The sequence below is a fragment of the Pseudoalteromonas sp. 120-MNA-CIBAN-0494 genome (assembly GCF_040308885.1).
Lineage (GTDB): Bacteria > Pseudomonadota > Gammaproteobacteria > Enterobacterales > Alteromonadaceae > Pseudoalteromonas > Pseudoalteromonas nigrifaciens.
In genome coordinates, this window is the sequence record NZ_JBEOOE010000009.1 from 1 (window position 1) to 16,745 (window position 16,745).

Consider the following 16,745-nt stretch of genomic DNA (forward strand, 5'->3'; position numbering starts at 1 on the left):
GCATAAAAGTGATCATTTACAAGTGATTTTAGTGATCAAAGCTTAATGAGAATAAGCGATCAAAGTTAATGCAATTGAGTGATCAAAGCTGGAGAGAATATGCACTTAGATTACGACTACGCAGATGAGCGCCTGGTGTTGGCCGTATCACGTACGTTTAATTTATAAACTTAATTAATTAAATGAATGCTATTACTTAGCAAAAAAATGCCACTTAAGTTAAGTGGCATTTTTACTTTTATTTGCTTGAGTAATAAAAGATCGAGCAATTTTAATCACATCTATAGGTAAATCAGCCAAAGTACTTACAAAGCTAAAACCAGTGCAAAATCATCAATGGCAATCGTAATACCCTTTTTACATAGTTTTCAAGCTATTAAATTATTAGAGCATCTACTTTTATAAGCGTTGATAAACTTATCCAAACCATCATCCTTGCTAGCCCTACTCGAGTTGTTTTTTACCTTGCTTAAAGCTGCCATGCGTAACTGACTTTAGTAAAAAAGGTGCGCTGGTCGCGCTCTAAGCTTTTAAGTGAATCATCTTGGTAACCTTTATCTGAATACCCTAAGTAAAATAATGTTTGCGCATTAATTTTGTACGAATAAACGAGTTGGCTGCCGTAATCTTTATTAGTTTGGTTCACTTGATAAAAATAAGCATTTTCGTTGCGATCAATATCTTCAAATTGCCAAATAAGCTTTAGCATTGAGCGCATATTAAATTTATAGTAAAGCCTAAAATCAATTAGGTTAGCTGTAAAAACACGCTCCCCTTGTGGGTTGTCTAATTGGCTGTAGCTATGCTTTATGTCAACTTGCCAATGATTGTTTATATCCCACACCGCTTGAGTTTGGGTATCAAAGGCGTCACCTAGTTGCTCATTACTGTAGTCAATGCGACTCCCGTATTCAACATACAAAGACAGTCTGAGATCTTTTGTTGGTTTAAATCCGCTGTAAATATAACCAATGTTTTGATTGTAAAAATTAGTGTTATAATTTTCATACCTATGTATCAGCCCTATTTCGAAAATAGACTGTTTTTGGCCTTTAAAGCTTAAATAACCTTCGTACTCTTGCTCAAGTAAATCGCCATTTTTCGCCCAGGTTTTATCCCAATCAGCTACATATGACCAAGAGGTAACTAAATCATTTTCATCTCGATACCAGGTTTGCCCGCCTCCTAAAATAACTTTTTCGTAATCGACCTTAGCTTGATAGCCTAAATCGGCACGATAATCTGCGCCAATATTTTCGTACTCTGCGAATAATTTATAATCGCGTTTATCGCGGGTGAGCTTAATTGCATACGCTTGATCGGATTGTGTTTGTGACAGGTTATAATTTTCAACTAAAAATGCTGAGTTGCGGGTATCACTGCTCGCAACTTGATAACTTAAGGTGTCTGATTGATTAAACCAGTAACTACCGTCAACTGATAAAACCGTATTGCGATAGTCATCACCTTCACGATGCGTACTTGAAACCCCTATAGTGCCTTGCTGGCCAATATCGTACTGGTAACGCGCCACTGCCACTTTGGTATTTTCGTTTAAGCTTGCAAATCCTGAGCCCTGATTAGTTGGCAGTAAAATATTGCTATTGTCGTCATCGGCAAACATCACCGCATAACTGTGATTAGCTGTTTTGCCGGTTAATTTAGCGCCTAGATTAGGCTCTGCAATGGTGCGAGTATATAAAAGCTCAAATAAACTACTTTTAAAATATGACGCACCGTCTAAAAAAAACGGTCGTTTTTCTTCATAGTATATAGAGTAAGTGGTATTAATATCCAGCGCCAGAGAGTCGGTTTCCACTTGCGAGAAGTCTGGATTTATAGTGGCGTTTATAACGGCGTCTTGGCTTAAGCCCCAGCGTAAATCTATACCTACTTCGGCGTTTACATCGCCATTTTCCCAATCACCCGGTAACTGTGATTTGGTATCGTTACGCAGCGCAGTTAAAGTAGGCGTTAATTGCAGGTTTTTGCTGGCCGTTATTTTTTCAAAGCCGGTAAGTTTATCAAACTGACAAAGGCTGCACTTAATATCGCGATCAAACCCAATGTTTGATAACTGATAAAGCACATCTCGTTGATAATTGCGCATTAGGGCAAAACCCCAGGTTAATTGCTCTTTATTTTGTGCAAAACGCAGCGCTTTAAAAGGAATACGCATTTCTACCACATAACCTTGCTCAGTAATCTTGCCTGCGCTATCCCAAATGGCATTCCAAGAAAGGTCTTGTTGCCAGCCATCGGTGTCGGTCATGCGAATATCGCCCTGAGCCCCTAGCGGGTTCACATAAAATTCATAACCAGAGCGCTCATCATTAAAGGTATCAATTACTAGTGCCACGGTGTCATCTTGCCACAGAGTATCGCGATCTCGCAGTGCAGCGCGAATGTGCGTTGGGTCAGGATCGTGTGCAACAAACGCTACATATAAGTTACTGCCGTCTTCGTATATATAAGCATCGGTTTTTACCGGTGGCGTACCTTTTTCATTTGGTTCATCTTGAAACTGCAATGCAATGCGCGTGGCATCTTGCCAATGCGCCTCATTCATTACCCCATCTACTGTTATATTTTTATTAATACGCGTGAGTGAATAGTGTTGTTTATTGGCAAGCGCGCTTGGAGTGGTGAGTAAAAGAAAGAAAAAGCTTAAAATAAAGAACACTGATTGTTTTTTTATTATTATTAAGTACTGCATAAACATCCATTTAGACTTAAATTACTCAATAAGAGTAATTTCTGGCGTGGATTGTAGTTTATACCAATGGATTTGTTAATACCTTGCAAAGAGCTTTTTGCATAACATTAACTAATTAATAATAAAGAAGTATTTAAGCGCAGCGATTAGGTTTCAATAAGCTTGAGTTTATCAGCAATACCATTCCACTCATCAGCATCGGCTGGGGCTGGTTTTGCCTGCGTAATGCGTGGCCATATAAGTGCAAGCTCGGCATTTAGTTCGGTAAACTCTTGTTGTGACTCTGGTAATTCATCTTCTTGATAAATAGCATCAGCTGAACATTCAGGTACGCATAAACCACAGTCAATGCAATCAATTGGGCTTATAGCTAAAAAGTTAGGGCCTTCAAAAAATGCATCTGCTGGGCACACTGATACGCAATCTGTGTACTTACATTTAATACAGTTTTCGGTGACTACAAATGCCATAATGGTTCAATGCCTAAGGTTTTATAACGACAACGGCGGATCATACCCAACCAAGGCTAAAATACAATATATAAGTGCCATAATAGCGTAATTTAACGTAAAATAAGCGCCTTATGTTTTGTGGTGCTATTTGCGCTACTCCCCTTATTGTGAGCGGTAATTAAAAGCCCGCTAAGACACCTAAAAGAGACAAAATGATACGTTTAACCGAAATAAAACTACCGCTAGATCATGACGAAAATGCAATTAAAGATGCCATTGTCAGTAAGCTAAAAATAACGCCAGAACAGTTACATAGTTTTAATGTGTTTAAACGTGGTTACGATGCCCGTAAAAAAACAGCTATTTTACTTATTTATACCTTAGATATAAGCGTTGATAACGAAGAGCAGTTACTCACAACTTTTGCCAAAGATCAGCATGTAAAAGTAGCACCCGACACCGCTTATAAGTTTGTTGCTCAGGCAAATAACGATTTAAAAGAGCGCCCTGTCGTAATAGGCTTTGGCCCTTGTGGTTTATTTGCAGGTTTAGTGTTGGCACAAATGGGCTTTAAGCCAATAATATTAGAGCGTGGTAAAGAAGTACGCGAGCGCACTAAAGATACCTTTGGTTTTTGGCGTAAGCGCGCACTAAATACCGAGTCAAATGTACAATTTGGTGAAGGCGGCGCAGGTACATTCTCCGACGGTAAATTATACAGCCAAGTAAAAGATCCAAAACATTATGGCCGTAAAGTTATTACCGAGTTTGTTGCCGCTGGCGCGCCAGAAGAAATTTTATACGTAAGTAAGCCACACATAGGAACCTTTAAACTGGTAACTATGATTGAAAAAATGCGCGCGCATATTGTAGAACTTGGCGGCGAAATTCGCTTTAGCACTCGCGTAGACGACATTCATTTAGAAGACGGCCAAGTAACGGGCTTAACCTTGTCAAATGGCGAGCAGCTAAATACCCGCCATGTAGTGCTTGCTGTGGGTCACAGTGCCCGTGATACCTTTGATATGCTATATAAAAAAGGTATTTACATGGAAGCTAAACCATTTTCGGTGGGCTTTAGGATCGAGCATAAGCAATCTATGATCGATGAGTGCCGTTTTGGCGACAATGCAGGTAACCCCATTTTAGGCTCTGCTGATTACAAACTAGTTCACCACTGTGATAATGGCCGTACCGTATATAGTTTTTGTATGTGCCCAGGGGGGACTGTGGTTGCAGCCACCTCTGAAGAAGGCCTAGTTGTTACCAATGGTATGAGCCAATATTCTCGTAGTGAGCGCAATGCAAACAGCGCTATTGTTGTAGGTATTTCGCCAGAGCAAGACTTCCCGGGTCACCCATTAGCGGGTATTGAGTTACAACGTAAACTTGAAAAACAAGCATACGAACTTGGCGGCAGTAATTACGATGCGCCAGCACAACTTATTGGCGACTTTTTAAAGGGTAAATCGTCATCAGCTTTAGGCGATGTGCAATCATCTTATACGCCGGGTATTAAATTAACCGATTTAGCCGATGTATTACCTAAATATGCAATTGATGCTCTGCGTGAAGCAATTCCGGCATTTAATAAGCAAATTCGTGGTTTTTCAACTAATGATGGCTTACTAACAGGTGTAGAAACACGTACCTCTTCGCCGGTAAGTATTAAGCGCGATAAAACACTTCAAAGTATTAATACTAAAGGGCTTTACCCTTCTGGCGAAGGCGCAGGCTATGCCGGTGGTATTTTATCGGCAGGTATTGATGGTATTAAAGCCGCTGAAGCGGTGGCGCTTTCAATGCTAGAAAACGCAAAATAAGCGTTTTATTAAATTAAGCCACAAAAAACCTGAGCAAGCTCAGGTTTTTTTGTAACTGCAAATAACCATATTAGGTTAGCGCATTATTAATTACTTTTTAAGCGACAGTTTTTCGCCTTTTAAGCTTTTACGTATTTTAGAAATACGTGAGCGATTTACTGCTCTTGCTTCGCCAGTTGCTTGACCAGATGGCTTATTAGCACGAGTACGACGTAAGTGTGCAGGCTTTTTGCCAATTTTATCAATTAATACTTCACGGTTACTTACTGCATAGCCTTCTAAGTAAACACGTTTAATTTTTTGACCAATTAAGGTTTCAATTTCAAACAACATGTTTTCTTCTTCACGGCTTACAAACGAAATTGCTTGGCCTTCTTTACCTGCGCGGCCAGTACGACCAATACGATGTACGTAGTCCTCTGCAAGCCAAGGTAAGTCAATATTAATTACACGCGGTAAACCATCAATATCAATGCCACGCGCCGCAACTTCTGTTGCCACTAATACACGTACTTTACCTTCTTTAAATTCACGCAGCGCACGACGACGATTACCTTGTGACTTATCGCCATGACAAACCGCAGCCGGAATACCATCAAGGTTAAGCTCTGTTACTAGCTCATCGGCTGTTTCTTTCATGTTTACAAATACTAACACTTGCTGCCAGTTTTTCTTACCAATTAGCTCAGAAAGCAGCTCTTGCTTACGGCGCTCTTCAACTGGGTAAACCACATGCGCTACAGTGCTAGCAGTACTGTTTGTTTGATCAACACGTACTATTTCTGGCTGTTTTAATACTTTAGATGCAAACTGTTTAATTGCTGCTGGGAAAGTGGCTGAAAATAACAAGATTTGACGATCGTCAGCGCAGCTTTTTATAACGCCTTGCATCTCTTCAATAAAGCCCATATCGAGCATACGGTCTGCTTCATCAAGTACTAAATGCTTTACGCTGGCAAGGCTTAAGTTACCTAAGCGAATATGATCAAGTAAACGCCCTGGTGTTGCTACTACAATATCAACACCTTCTTTAAGTGCATTAGCTTGGCCTGCGGTGTTAACACCGCCAAATAAGCTGACTACTTTTAACGAAGTGTGTTTTGCGAAGTCTTTAAAGTTATTTGCTATTTGCTCTGCAAGTTCGCGCGTAGGCGCTAAAACTAAAGCATGCGGAGCATTAGTAGTGCTTACTTCAGACTCAAATAATTTTTGAATAATTGGTAGCGCAAACGCGGCGGTTTTACCCGTCCCCGTTTGTGCACTTGCTAAAACGTCTTTACCTTTACGAACAGCAGGAATTGCTGCGCGCTGAATGGGCGTAAGGGTGTGATAGTTAAGTTCGTCTAACGCCTGAACAAGTTCAGGAGCAAAACTAAAAGATTTAAAATTCATGGTGTATAACCTGCGGCCACATTATCAAGGGTCGCAAATTATACAGTAAAAAAGTGCTAACAGTTAGTCATTACTTTACTTTTGCATGGTTTAATCTGTTTTATAGCGTTTAAATATTAAAGAGGTATTAATACCGCCAAAAGCAAAGTTATTACTCATTACATAATCGGTGTTAATTTCTCGCCCTTGCTCGGTTATATAGTCAAGTTGAGCGCACTCGTTATCCACCTCGGTGAGGTTTATTGTGGGGGCAAACCAGTTATCATTCATCATATTAATCGTCGCCCACGCTTCAATAGCACCGCATGCGCCCAAAGTGTGGCCTAAATAACTTTTTAAAGAGCTAATGGGTTTTGCCCCTAATGCGTTAAAAGTGGCATGCGACTCTGCTATATCGCCTCGATCGGTTGAGGTGCCATGCGCACTTACATAACCAATTTGCTGGGCGGTTAAATTTGCATCGTGTAGGGCTTGTTCAATCGCTATTTGCATTGTTTTAGAGGTAGGTTGAGTAACATGCTCACCATCACTATTACAACCAAAACCAACCACCTCTGCCAGTATAGTGGCACCGCGCGCTTTTGCGTGTTCATACTCTTCTAAAATCAGTGTGCCAGCACCTTCGCCAATCACTAATCCATCACGGTCTTTATCAAATGGCCTGGGGGTTAACTTGGGTGTGTCGTTTTTTGTGCTGGTAGCATATAAGGTATCAAATACTGCGGCTTCGGTAATACATAACTCCTCTGCACCACCAGCAACCATCACCTTTTGACGACCAAATTTTATTGCTTCATAGGCATAACCAATACCTTGTGAGCCTGAGGTACAAGCTGAGCTTGTGGTGATCACTCGCCCTTTTAAGCCAAAAAACACTCCAACATTAACCGGAGCAGTATGCGCCATCATTTGAATATAACTAGTGGCTGTTACCCCAGACATAGAGCCCGACTCCATCATATTAGCAAACGCGAGTAACGGCGGGGTTGACCCTATAGATGAACCATAAGAAACCCCCGTAGAGCCATCGGTTAAGCTACTATGATTGAGTAACTGGGCTTGCTCTAACGCGCACTCTGTAGCGCGTGTTGACATAAGCGCCACTCGCCCCATTGAGCGTATTTGTTTACGTTTATAATGACTCGGTCGCTCAAAATGAGTAACCGGCGCCGCTAAACGCGTATTAAGCTCTGGTGCTTTGTCCCACTGTGGCATAGTGGTCACTGCATTTTCGCCTCTGATCAGTGCTTGTTTAAATACCGACCATTCATCGCCAAGTGCGGTGATCACCGACATACCTGTCACTACAACGCGCTTCATTACACCATACCGCCGTTAACTGAAATGACTTGGCGGGTAATGTAGGCCGCATCATCTGAGATTAAAAATGCCACAGTACCCGCAACTTCCTCTACTGTGCCCATACGCTTAAGCGGGATCATTTTTAGCATTTCGTCTACCGGTAACTCGTCAGTCATTGCGGTTTCTATTAACCCAGGTGCAACGCAGTTTACGGTTATTTTTCGCTTAGCCAACTCTAACGACAACGCTTTTGTAGCGCCAATAATACCGGCTTTTGCTGCACTGTAATTTACTTGCCCACGGTTACCGGCAATGCCCGATACAGAAGCCATGGTTACAATACGCCCACCTTTACGGTTTTGCACCATAGGCATTACCGTGGGGTGCACCACATTATAAAAGCCATCAAGCCCGGTACGAATAACGCAATCCCAGTCCTCGCCTTGCATAGCCGGAAACGCCATATCATTGGTAATACCTGCGTTACATACCACGCCATAATAAGCACCATGCTGGGCTATGTCTTGCTCTATTTGTGCTTTGGCGGCGGCTCTGTCGCATACATCAAATTGTAATAAGCTAGTAGCTTGGCCTAATGCCTGTATTGCTGCGCAAGTTGCTTGTGCATCTGCCACACCATTTTTACAATGCACTGTAATGTCATACCCTTGGGATGCTAATTTAAGCGCAATAGCCCTGCCTATGCCACGGCTTGAACCTGTGACTAAAATTCGTTTTGTCATTGATTATCTCTTATAAATTCCAGCGGATTTTCGGGCTGAAAAACATTAATTTTTGCTTCACATGCTAATGTATCGCCGTGGATTATTTGGCATTCAAACACACTCAATCCCGACTCTTCTTGATATAGCTTATGCACTTTAATAGTTAAACTACTATTAACTTTAAAACACGCTTGATGGGTTTGATATTTACGCGTACCAATTAAAAAGCCTATTTTAGGAGGCTCATTTGCATCGTTTGCTAATGCGCCTGCGTAAGCGGCTATTGACTGCGCCATATACTCAACCCCAATATAACTGGGTACACCGGCAATATCGGCATTATAAAACGCACTTTGCGGTGTAATCGTTACCTGGCAACGCGCACTCTCTGCGCTATAATGCGTTAAAGTGTCAATTAAAATCATTGGTGCGTCGTGGGCAAGCAACTGCTCAATTGCGTAATGATTACTGCTCAGCTCATTCATCGGCAATACCTAAAATTAAACTGGCGTTATTGCCACCAAAGGCAAATGAGTTTGACAAGCAGTAACGCAATTTGGGCTTAAATGCTTGTTTTATTATTTTTACATCGGCCAAGTTACCGCCTGTTGATAATACGTTATACGGCAATGCATACTGGCCTTGCTCTTTAAGAAGTAGCCAGCATAGCGCGGCTTCAATTGCGCCTGCAGCTCCTAAGGTATGCCCAGTTAAGTGCTTGCTTGAGCTAAGTGGCGTATTGTTGCCAAACACACGATTAATTGCAAGTGCCTCCATTTCATCATTTTTTAGCGTTGCGGTACCGTGTGCATTTATGTAGTCAATTTCATGGGCAGCTAATTGCGCTTGTTTTAGTGCTTTTTGCATTGCAGATTGCGCGCCCATACCATTGGGATCGGGCGCTGAAATATGATGTGCATCAGAGCTTTCGCCGCCACCGTACAGTGCAATTGCTTTATCTGTAATTGCGCTTACGCCTTTACTCATTACAAATAATGCTGCGCCTTCACCAATATTAATGCCGTCTCGGTTACTTGAAAACGGCTGGCAAACTCCGCTACTTAACGACGCTAACGAATCAAAACCATTGAGAGTAAGTTGGCATAGGGTGTCAACGCCACCGCATATAACAACATCGGCCATATCAGCTTTTAGCAGTGCGCGGGCACTTAGTAATGCTTTTGCGCTTGATGTACAGGCTGTAGAAATACTATAACAGGGTCCCTTTGCATCAAGCTTTTGCGCAATATAGTGTGCTGGGGTGGCAAGTTCTTGGTCATAATAATGAAAGTCATTTGGCCATTGCGCTGTGTGTTCAAAATGAGTACGAGCCCGTTCACCATCTGCAATACCCGAAGTACTCGTGCCTAACACCACCGCAATACGGGATTTATCGATATGCGAAAATTGCTCAATAGTTGTTTGTAGTTGCGCTAAACACATATCAATAAAGGTATTTATACGTTTTTTTTGCGCCAACGCAACCGAGGTTACTTGGCCAACATATAACGGCTGTTGTTGCGCGCTAAGTGTAGAATTTAGAGTTAATATAGGCGTTGCAGAGTTATAACTGTTTAAGCTATCGAGAGTTGCCTGCGGGCCTACTCCCATCGCACTAACAATACCTAAGTTATTTAGCCAATATGTCACTGAGTTACCTTTTTAAATATTATTTTATAATCACGTACAATATTATGCAGCGTAATTGCATCATCGTTATAGTCAATGGTGATCAGGGTTTTATGATTTTGTAGTACTTGTCTGTGTGTGCCTACTTGTTCCACCAGTGCGCCGCTCAGCTGCTCATTTATAAACGCAACAGGCCAATGTACTAAGGCAATGTCGGCCAATACATAAGCAGGATTTATATCGACGCCTACAAGCATTTTTTTAGCTTTAATTGGCTCTTTGGGTGATTTTTCAAGCTCTACAATTGGAAAGCCCTGGCTGGTCATCATCAGCAACTTGACCCCTCCCGCCTCATTAACCGCCAATTGCGATAACAAGGTATGCTGCTCTTGCCCAGTGGTAATAAATAACACTTGTTGCCAAGAGCGGCCATACATTGATGGCGCCATGCTATTTAAATTTAGGCTAGCCGCAGGTGCTATGCTTATAGCTGCACTGGAACTAAACTGACTCGCACAGGCTGACAGCACTATGCAGGTTAGCAATAGCAATGCACGCTGGAGTATTAGTTTAAACATATTAATTTCAACATATTAGTTTCGGCACAGCTGAGCTAGCACATTTAAGCGGCGCTCACTTTGTGCAACAAATGGGTTACTCGTGTCCCATGCGTATCCGGCTAAAATTGCACTGATCATTTCTCGCACTTGTTTGTTTTGCTCTGTATGAAATATTACGTCTTGAAAGCGCGTATCGTACCAGCCTGTAACAAAAGTTCTAAAACAGTTAACTCCCGCTTGTAGCGGTTTTGCATAATGCTGCTCAAAGTCAATCGTCTCACCTTTTAAATACTGATCGACCAAAGGGGCAATTAAACTTGCTGATTTAAGCGCAATGGTTACTCCTGATGAAAACACCGGATCTAAAAACTCTCCCGCATTGCCTAATAGCGCAAAGTGCTGTCCATACAGCTTACTCACATTAGAGGAGTAGCCTGTTATGCTGCGAGCTGGCCCAATTAATTCGCGTTTAGCTAGCAGTGCTTTTAAATGTGGATCTTGCTCTAAAAAGCGATTTAATATTACCTCTGCTTCATCGTCATTAAAACGCTCAGACTCTGCTACAACACCAATACTTGCGGTGCCATCACTAAAGGGAATTAGCCAATACCATATATCTCGATGCTCTGGGTGTACGGTAATGAGGATTTTATTACGATCAAAATTTTCATCGCTAATATTATCTACAAAGTGGCTAAAGTAAGCACTGCGTACCGGAAAGTTAGAGGGTAGCTCTAAGTTTAGTAGTTTAGGTAATACTCGGCCAAAGCCGCTGGCATCTAACACAAAGCGTGCTTGAACTTGGTAAGGCTGCTGCTGCGCGTCGTGTACTAATAAGGTTGCACCACCATTTTTATCGGTATTGTTTTTATCGGAACTGTTTTCAAAAACATCAGTAACCTTGTAGTCTTTAACACTGTGCTGATAACGAATAACAGCCCCTTGCAGCTGTGCATTATCGGCTAGTAATTTATCAAACAGCCCTCTTTTCACTTGATAAGTAGTACCTGGCCCTGGTGATGATTTTTCGGTAAAATTAATCGCGGTATTTTCACCCGCTCGATGAAACGCAGCGCCGTTTTTAAACTGAAACCCCAAACTAGCAGCGTGTTCATGCAATGGAGCGACTAAATTAGCGTCGGCCAAATACTCCATACATTGCGGTAACAAGCTCTCACCTATAGTAAAGCGCGGAAAAATCTGTTGCTCAAGTACTAATACTCGCCAGCCTTTTTGCACTAAAAGGCTACTTGCAAGTGCGCCAGAGGGGCCCGCACCAATTACAACAACATCAAACTGCTCAGGGTTATTCACTTTATCCTTCCTTTTGCGAGGGTAATACACTCAGCGGCGATAAAATATATACCGCTAAAATCCCTACCATTACGGTAAGTCCAAAACTAAAAATAGCAGGGGTGCTTGAGGCACTTAACATACCAAACACCCACATAGAAGACGCTGCAGATAAACTAATTGCCAATATATTTTTTGGCTGTAACTTATTTATTTGATAAAAAACAAGGTAGTCAATAGCTAAGGCTACCACTAGCAACGCGCCCAACATGTTAAATAACGACAGGCTGCCTTGAATTGCATTACACACCCACAGCATGCTAACAACCACTAATAACAAGCTTAACAGTTGTAAAGTGGCAATTTTTACGCCAAAACGCCAACTAAAAAGTAACCAACTAATGGTCCCTGCAAGCACTAAACTTAACAATAAGTATGCTCGGTAATCGCTTAATAACGCACTAATTTGCTGCGGTTTATTATATAGCAATAAGCCATCATCTTCTAAAAGCGCGGCGCTTAAGCTCTGTGTATTAATATTGGTAATTGTCATCCAGGTTATGGCTTGCTGCGGCTCAACATGCATTTGCGCTAACAATAAGGGTTTAAATTCGCTATTTAATAATGCGTTATAGGTAATAAATTGCGCGGGCCCGCTACTTAATTGCCGCCCAGTTAATTGCTCGGTGAGTGCAAATACACCACTTTTTTTAGCTTGATTAAACACCGCTAAATTATTTTTTTGCTGCTCAATACTAGGCAGCCATCGGTTAATGGCATTGTGTTTAATATGCGGGTTACTCGCGGTTAAATCGCTAACTAACCGCTGTTGTTTTTGTAACACGTGTTGTGCATTGTCGCCAATAATAAATACTATATGGCTGCGCCATTGTTCTAGTAAAGTTAAGTGTTTTTTTTCACTTGCCATTAGCTGCTCAGAGCTGGCATTAAGCAATCTAATATCATCATTAAACTCAATCGGTTTCAATATCAATAAGCTTGCAAGCACTATACTTAGCGCAATAAACAGTGGTTTTTTTATTTTATTACAGTACAAAAACACCCGCGTTATTTTTTTACTGAGTAATAAACTTGATGTCGATACACGCAGTGTTTGCTGCCAAAATGGTAAAATTAACACAGTAAACAGCCATGCACTAAATAAGCCCGCTATAACAAACACTGCCACTTGCGCTAATAAAGTTAACGGTGCACCTAATAAGCAGCTGTAGCCTAATGCGGTAGTAATAAAGGAGAGTAATAACGCTGATTTCACCCCTTTGCTATAGCCGTTAGAAGTGGCTTGCTGTGCAGCCTCATTTGCTACTTTGGCTAAATCGGTCATGCCATGAAAGGCGTAATCAATAGCAATGCCTATTAAGGTTACGGCAAATACCAAGGTTAATAAGTGAATGCTGTTAAACACCAATAACATAACAATAGCACCGCCCATTAATGCACTAAGCACTGTAAAGCTCGCTAATAAAATACTGCTAATCGCTCTAAATACCCAAAACACCATAACCATTAGTGCCATTAGGCTGATACCACCAAACAAACTCATTTCGTATTTTGCTTGTTGGGCATTTTCAGCCGTATGAAACAGCACCCCTGAATAGGAAATAGTGGTATTTGGGTACGCTTTACTTAGGGTGTTTATTTGCGTTTTAATTTTAGCAGCTAAGCTAATTGCATTATTAATGCTCAAGTTTGGCTCTGGCAGTGTGGCAAAAAGCATTGCATATTCAACCCCCTCATACTGGCGAGTGAGGCGGTTTTGTTTAATAGTAAAAACTTGGCTTTGGCTTAAGTTTTCGCTAATAAAGCCAGCTAAACTTAAACTAATATCAGTACTTAATGTAGCACTAACAAATGGCGATCCTAACTGATTTAATTGCTGCAGGTAAAACTGCTCAAAGCTGGCTTTGTCTGCTATTTTTTGCTTATAGGGCTTACTTAATAGTGCATATTTATAAGGCGCAAATGTGGTTGTTAAAGCGTTTATAGAGGGAAAATTAAATGTGCTTGTTATATCTTGCTGCTCAAGCCAATTGTTAAATTCATCGTGGGCGTTATTTTTTTGTTCACCAGTAAATGAAAACACCACACGGTGGGCATTTTTTTCAAAAAACAGCTGTTCGCCATAAGCTAATTGAGAATGCGATTTTGGCAGCAAACTAAACATATCAGCACTAAATGTAGGTTTAGTCAGCCAAAATATACTGGTTAAAAGCAAAATTAAACCACTAAACCAAATAAAAACAATGCCAATTCGTTTCTTCAATCCACTATTCCATTAATTAACTATTTAAACGATTGAGCCGTTAAGGCTGCTCAGGGTAACTAAACTCAATAGTTGTTTTACTACCTGAATGCTCATAAAGGATGATGCTGTGTACCGTTTTATCACTTTCACACAAAGTAAAGTGGCTAAATAATTGCTGTAACAACGCTTCTTTTGGGGTTAGTTGCAGGCAATTGTTTTGCGCTTTTATACTAAAGCGTGTTGCAAGGGCGCTCATATCTACACTGAGTAAGTCAGTTAAAAGCCCTACAAACTGCTCACTGCCTGGCTGTGGTACAAACTCCCCTTTAGCATTTTCAACCAATACCTGGCCATTTTCTACAATCAATGCGCTTTTTACCGGTTGTTCTACTTGCCATACTAGCTTTTTGGCATTTAGAGAAAACACTCCAGAGGAGACGAACGGCGATGCAAAACCAGCAAGTTGTTTATATTGTTTAAACTCACCCGTTACTATATCAGCCTTTAATGTGGTATTTACCTGCGATACAGTGTTTGCTTGCAATGCACTACAAAATAGCAGCAATACGCTGGTTATAAATAATTTAAACATTGTCATTCCTTCTCCTTTAATTGCCAGCTACTTTAAAAAAGGGGCTAGTTTTTCATAAAGTATTGGGGGTGAAACAAATTGCATTTCTTTGGAGCTAATTTCTACCGCCACTTGTGTAGTGGACGCCTTGGTAATGCGCTTATTACTGATTGCATCGGTAATAACATAATCAATACGTAAGCGGTTTTCATACTCTTTTAAATACGCTGCCACTTTAATTTTTTGTGTAAATACAGCTGATGCTACGTATTTAATTTGCATATCAACAATGGGCCACGCAAATCCAGAGTCTTTCATTTGCAGGTAGTCGTAGTCAAATATTCTGAGTAACTCACAACGAGCAATTTCTAAATAGCGTGGGTAATTACCATGCCACACTACATTCATTGGATCGCAATCATGAAAAGGGATTTCTATTTCTACGCTGTGCGAAAGTAATGCGTCTTTATTATTCATAAAGCGCCCAGCGTTTGCTTTGAATATAGCTAATAGTTTGTCTTAGCACCGCTTCCATTGGTCTGTCTTCGGTCAGGTTTTCAAAGTAACCTGTTATATCGCTATACATATGCTGCATATCGTCAGTTAAACTCGTAAATTCTAATTCGCCTTGTTTAATTCGCAGCCTTAACCCTTGAATAGCGGCTAATAAGGTACTGGCCATCACTTGCTCGGTAAGCTGTAAAATACGTAAACAATCGCGCGAGGCTATGGTACCCATACTTACTTTGTCTTGATTGTGACACTCGGTAGAGCGCGAAAATACACTGGCAGGCATAGTTAATTTCAATGCCTCAGCAGTATAAGCACTGGCACCAATTTGTACCGCTTTAAAACCATGATTTATATAACGACGCTCAGGGGCACTGTCGGATAAATTAGACGCCAAACCATTGTTATATTTAGTATCAACCAATGAGGCTATTTGTCGATCGGCTAAATCAGCTAAGTTAGCTACTGCGGTTTTCATGCTGTCCATTGCCATGGCAATGTGGCCGCCATAAAAATGCCCGCCGTGCAGTACATGCTCCCCTTCGCCATCAATAATTGGGTTGTCGTTGGCTGAGTTTAATTCGTTTTCGATCATTTGCCTAAAAAACGGCAAGCTGTCATGCAGCACACCAATAACATGCGGTGCACAGCGAATTGAGTAGCGATCTTGCAGGCGGTCGGCATTACGTGGATGGTCGTGATGATTTAAATCATCTCTGATCCAACGTGCTATTTGCTGCTGCCCTGGGTGAGGTTTTACCGAGAATAAAATTTCATCAAAATGATGGCTATTTCCTTTGAGCGCTAAGCTAGCAATGGCGGTAATACGACTGGCTAATTTGGCTAAATAATTGGCTCTGTCGAAGGCTAAGCAGGCTAATGCGGTCATTACCGCGGTGCCATTCATTATTGCAAGGCCTTCTTTTGGGCGCAGCACGAGCGGCGTTAAGCCAACTTCTTGCATTACCGCTAAGCTATTACGTACGGTGTCTTTATAATATACGTCGCGCTCGCCTATCATAGCACCAGCAACATAAGATAATGGCGTTAAGTCGCCACTGGCACCTACCGATCCCTCTTGAGGAATAACCGGTACAATATCGTGATTTAAGTAGTCGCGCAGTAAATTCAGCATTTCCCAGCTAATACCCGAGTAGCCTTGCGATAAAGACGTAAGCCGCGTGGCTAAAATTGCTCGTCCTTGTACTTTATTAAATACATCGCCTAGTCCACATCCATGAAATCGCGTTAAATGTAGGGGGAGTTCATCTACTAAATTTAATGGTACTGCTACGGTTACTGAGTCGCCATAACCGGTCGTTACACCGTAAATAACGCCGTCTTCTTTTAATAATGTATCTAAAAAACTCAGCGCACTATTAATTTTGCTACTAAATTCGCTGCAACCACTAATTTGCACTTGGGTGTGGTTATGTGCAATATCAACAATGTTTTCGATTGATAATCGCTGCTGACCAAAAAGCTGTGTGTTTTGAACTGGCACTT

14 protein-coding genes and 1 pseudogene are annotated in these 16,745 nt (G+C 41.3%); 1 reads left to right on the plus strand and 14 read right to left on the minus strand.

Going from position 1 to position 16,745, the window contains the following annotated elements; translation table 11 throughout:
- Nucleotides 1-231: 231 nt before the first annotated feature.
- The 3 genes and pseudogenes from AAEY55_RS07870 to fdxA all read right to left on the minus strand — a co-directional run.
- Nucleotides 232-368 (minus strand): annotated as a pseudogene (locus tag AAEY55_RS07870) (EAL domain-containing protein); the annotation flags it as partial.
- Between the two features lie 101 nt (nt 369-469).
- The gene (locus AAEY55_RS07875) at nt 470-2,716 is read right to left on the minus strand and encodes a carbohydrate binding family 9 domain-containing protein (protein ID WP_197182312.1); all 2,247 of its coding nucleotides are present in this window, start codon (nt 2,714-2,716) and stop codon (nt 470-472) included.
- A gap of 146 nt (nt 2,717-2,862) precedes the next feature.
- Complete coding sequence (gene fdxA, locus AAEY55_RS07880; protein ID WP_011330038.1) at nt 2,863-3,186, minus strand: ferredoxin FdxA; 324 nt, start codon at nt 3,184-3,186, stop codon at nt 2,863-2,865.
- Nucleotides 3,187-3,380: 194 nt separating this feature from the next.
- Between fdxA and AAEY55_RS07885 the strand changes: the two genes are divergently transcribed.
- A complete protein-coding gene (locus AAEY55_RS07885) occupies nt 3,381-4,991 on the plus strand; it encodes an NAD(P)/FAD-dependent oxidoreductase (protein WP_011330037.1) in 1,611 nt (536 codons plus the stop codon).
- A 90-nt stretch (nt 4,992-5,081) separates the two neighbouring features.
- Here the strand turns inward: AAEY55_RS07885 and AAEY55_RS07890 are convergent, their stop codons facing one another.
- The 11 genes from AAEY55_RS07890 to AAEY55_RS07940 form a co-directional block, all read right to left on the minus strand.
- Nucleotides 5,082-6,383 carry a DEAD/DEAH box helicase gene (locus AAEY55_RS07890; protein WP_011330036.1) on the minus strand — a complete coding sequence of 434 codons (1,302 nt, stop codon included), beginning with the start codon at nt 6,381-6,383 and terminating at the stop codon, nt 5,082-5,084.
- A gap of 90 nt (nt 6,384-6,473) precedes the next feature.
- The gene (locus tag AAEY55_RS07895) at nt 6,474-7,703 is read right to left on the minus strand and encodes a beta-ketoacyl-ACP synthase (RefSeq protein ID WP_350550737.1); all 1,230 of its coding nucleotides are present in this window, start codon (nt 7,701-7,703) and stop codon (nt 6,474-6,476) included.
- Nucleotides 7,703-8,428 (minus strand): 3-ketoacyl-ACP reductase FabG2, encoded by a 726-nt coding sequence (locus AAEY55_RS07900; protein WP_208833952.1) that lies wholly within the window; start codon nt 8,426-8,428, stop codon nt 7,703-7,705. Before AAEY55_RS07900 ends, AAEY55_RS07895 begins: the two co-directional genes overlap by 1 nt.
- Nucleotides 8,425-8,895: a hotdog family protein gene (locus AAEY55_RS07905; RefSeq protein WP_225740935.1), complete on the minus strand. Its 471-nt coding sequence runs from the start codon at nt 8,893-8,895 to the stop codon at nt 8,425-8,427. Before AAEY55_RS07905 ends, AAEY55_RS07900 begins: the two co-directional genes overlap by 4 nt.
- A complete protein-coding gene (locus tag AAEY55_RS07910) occupies nt 8,888-10,060 on the minus strand; it encodes a beta-ketoacyl-ACP synthase (protein WP_350550740.1) in 1,173 nt (390 codons plus the stop codon). The genes AAEY55_RS07905 and AAEY55_RS07910 overlap by 8 nt, the downstream gene beginning before the upstream one ends.
- On the minus strand, nt 10,057-10,617 hold the full coding sequence (locus AAEY55_RS07915) for a DUF3261 domain-containing protein (RefSeq protein WP_350550743.1): 561 nt from the start codon (nt 10,615-10,617) through the stop codon (nt 10,057-10,059). Before AAEY55_RS07915 ends, AAEY55_RS07910 begins: the two co-directional genes overlap by 4 nt.
- Nucleotides 10,618-10,632: 15 nt before the next feature.
- Nucleotides 10,633-11,913, minus strand: coding sequence for an NAD(P)/FAD-dependent oxidoreductase (locus tag AAEY55_RS07920; protein ID WP_350550746.1), 1,281 nt, complete (start codon nt 11,911-11,913; stop codon nt 10,633-10,635).
- A 1-nt stretch (nt 11,914) separates the two neighbouring features.
- Complete coding sequence (locus AAEY55_RS07925) at nt 11,915-14,176, minus strand: transporter (protein ID WP_350550749.1); 2,262 nt, start codon at nt 14,174-14,176, stop codon at nt 11,915-11,917.
- A 40-nt stretch (nt 14,177-14,216) separates the two neighbouring features.
- Nucleotides 14,217-14,756 carry an outer membrane lipoprotein carrier protein LolA gene (locus AAEY55_RS07930; RefSeq protein ID WP_350550752.1) on the minus strand — a complete coding sequence of 180 codons (540 nt, stop codon included), beginning with the start codon at nt 14,754-14,756 and terminating at the stop codon, nt 14,217-14,219.
- Nucleotides 14,757-14,777: 21 nt separating this feature from the next.
- Nucleotides 14,778-15,206 (minus strand): acyl-CoA thioesterase, encoded by a 429-nt coding sequence (locus AAEY55_RS07935; RefSeq protein ID WP_350550755.1) that lies wholly within the window; start codon nt 15,204-15,206, stop codon nt 14,778-14,780.
- Nucleotides 15,199-16,743 carry an aromatic amino acid ammonia-lyase gene (locus AAEY55_RS07940; RefSeq protein ID WP_350550758.1) on the minus strand — a complete coding sequence of 515 codons (1,545 nt, stop codon included), beginning with the start codon at nt 16,741-16,743 and terminating at the stop codon, nt 15,199-15,201. The genes AAEY55_RS07935 and AAEY55_RS07940 overlap by 8 nt, the downstream gene beginning before the upstream one ends.
- Between the last annotated feature and the right edge of the window lie 2 nt (nt 16,744-16,745).

Coding starts and splice junctions, on each gene's coding strand:
- AAEY55_RS07930 (WP_350550752.1), bottom strand. CDS start 14,756: ATGACAATGTTTAAATTATTTATAACCAGCGTATTGCTGCTATTTTGT.
- AAEY55_RS07895 (WP_350550737.1), bottom strand. CDS start 7,703: ATGAAGCGCGTTGTAGTGACAGGTATGTCGGTGATCACCGCACTTGGC.
- AAEY55_RS07905 (WP_225740935.1), bottom strand. CDS start 8,895: ATGAATGAGCTGAGCAGTAATCATTACGCAATTGAGCAGTTGCTTGCC.
- AAEY55_RS07915 (WP_350550743.1), bottom strand. CDS start 10,617: ATGTTTAAACTAATACTCCAGCGTGCATTGCTATTGCTAACCTGCATA.
- AAEY55_RS07885 (WP_011330037.1), top strand. CDS start 3,381: ATGATACGTTTAACCGAAATAAAACTACCGCTAGATCATGACGAAAAT.
- AAEY55_RS07875 (WP_197182312.1), bottom strand. CDS start 2,716: ATGCAGTACTTAATAATAATAAAAAAACAATCAGTGTTCTTTATTTTA.
- fdxA (WP_011330038.1), bottom strand. CDS start 3,186: ATGGCATTTGTAGTCACCGAAAACTGTATTAAATGTAAGTACACAGAT.
- AAEY55_RS07890 (WP_011330036.1), bottom strand. CDS start 6,383: ATGAATTTTAAATCTTTTAGTTTTGCTCCTGAACTTGTTCAGGCGTTA.
- AAEY55_RS07900 (WP_208833952.1), bottom strand. CDS start 8,428: ATGACAAAACGAATTTTAGTCACAGGTTCAAGCCGTGGCATAGGCAGG.
- AAEY55_RS07935 (WP_350550755.1), bottom strand. CDS start 15,206: ATGAATAATAAAGACGCATTACTTTCGCACAGCGTAGAAATAGAAATC.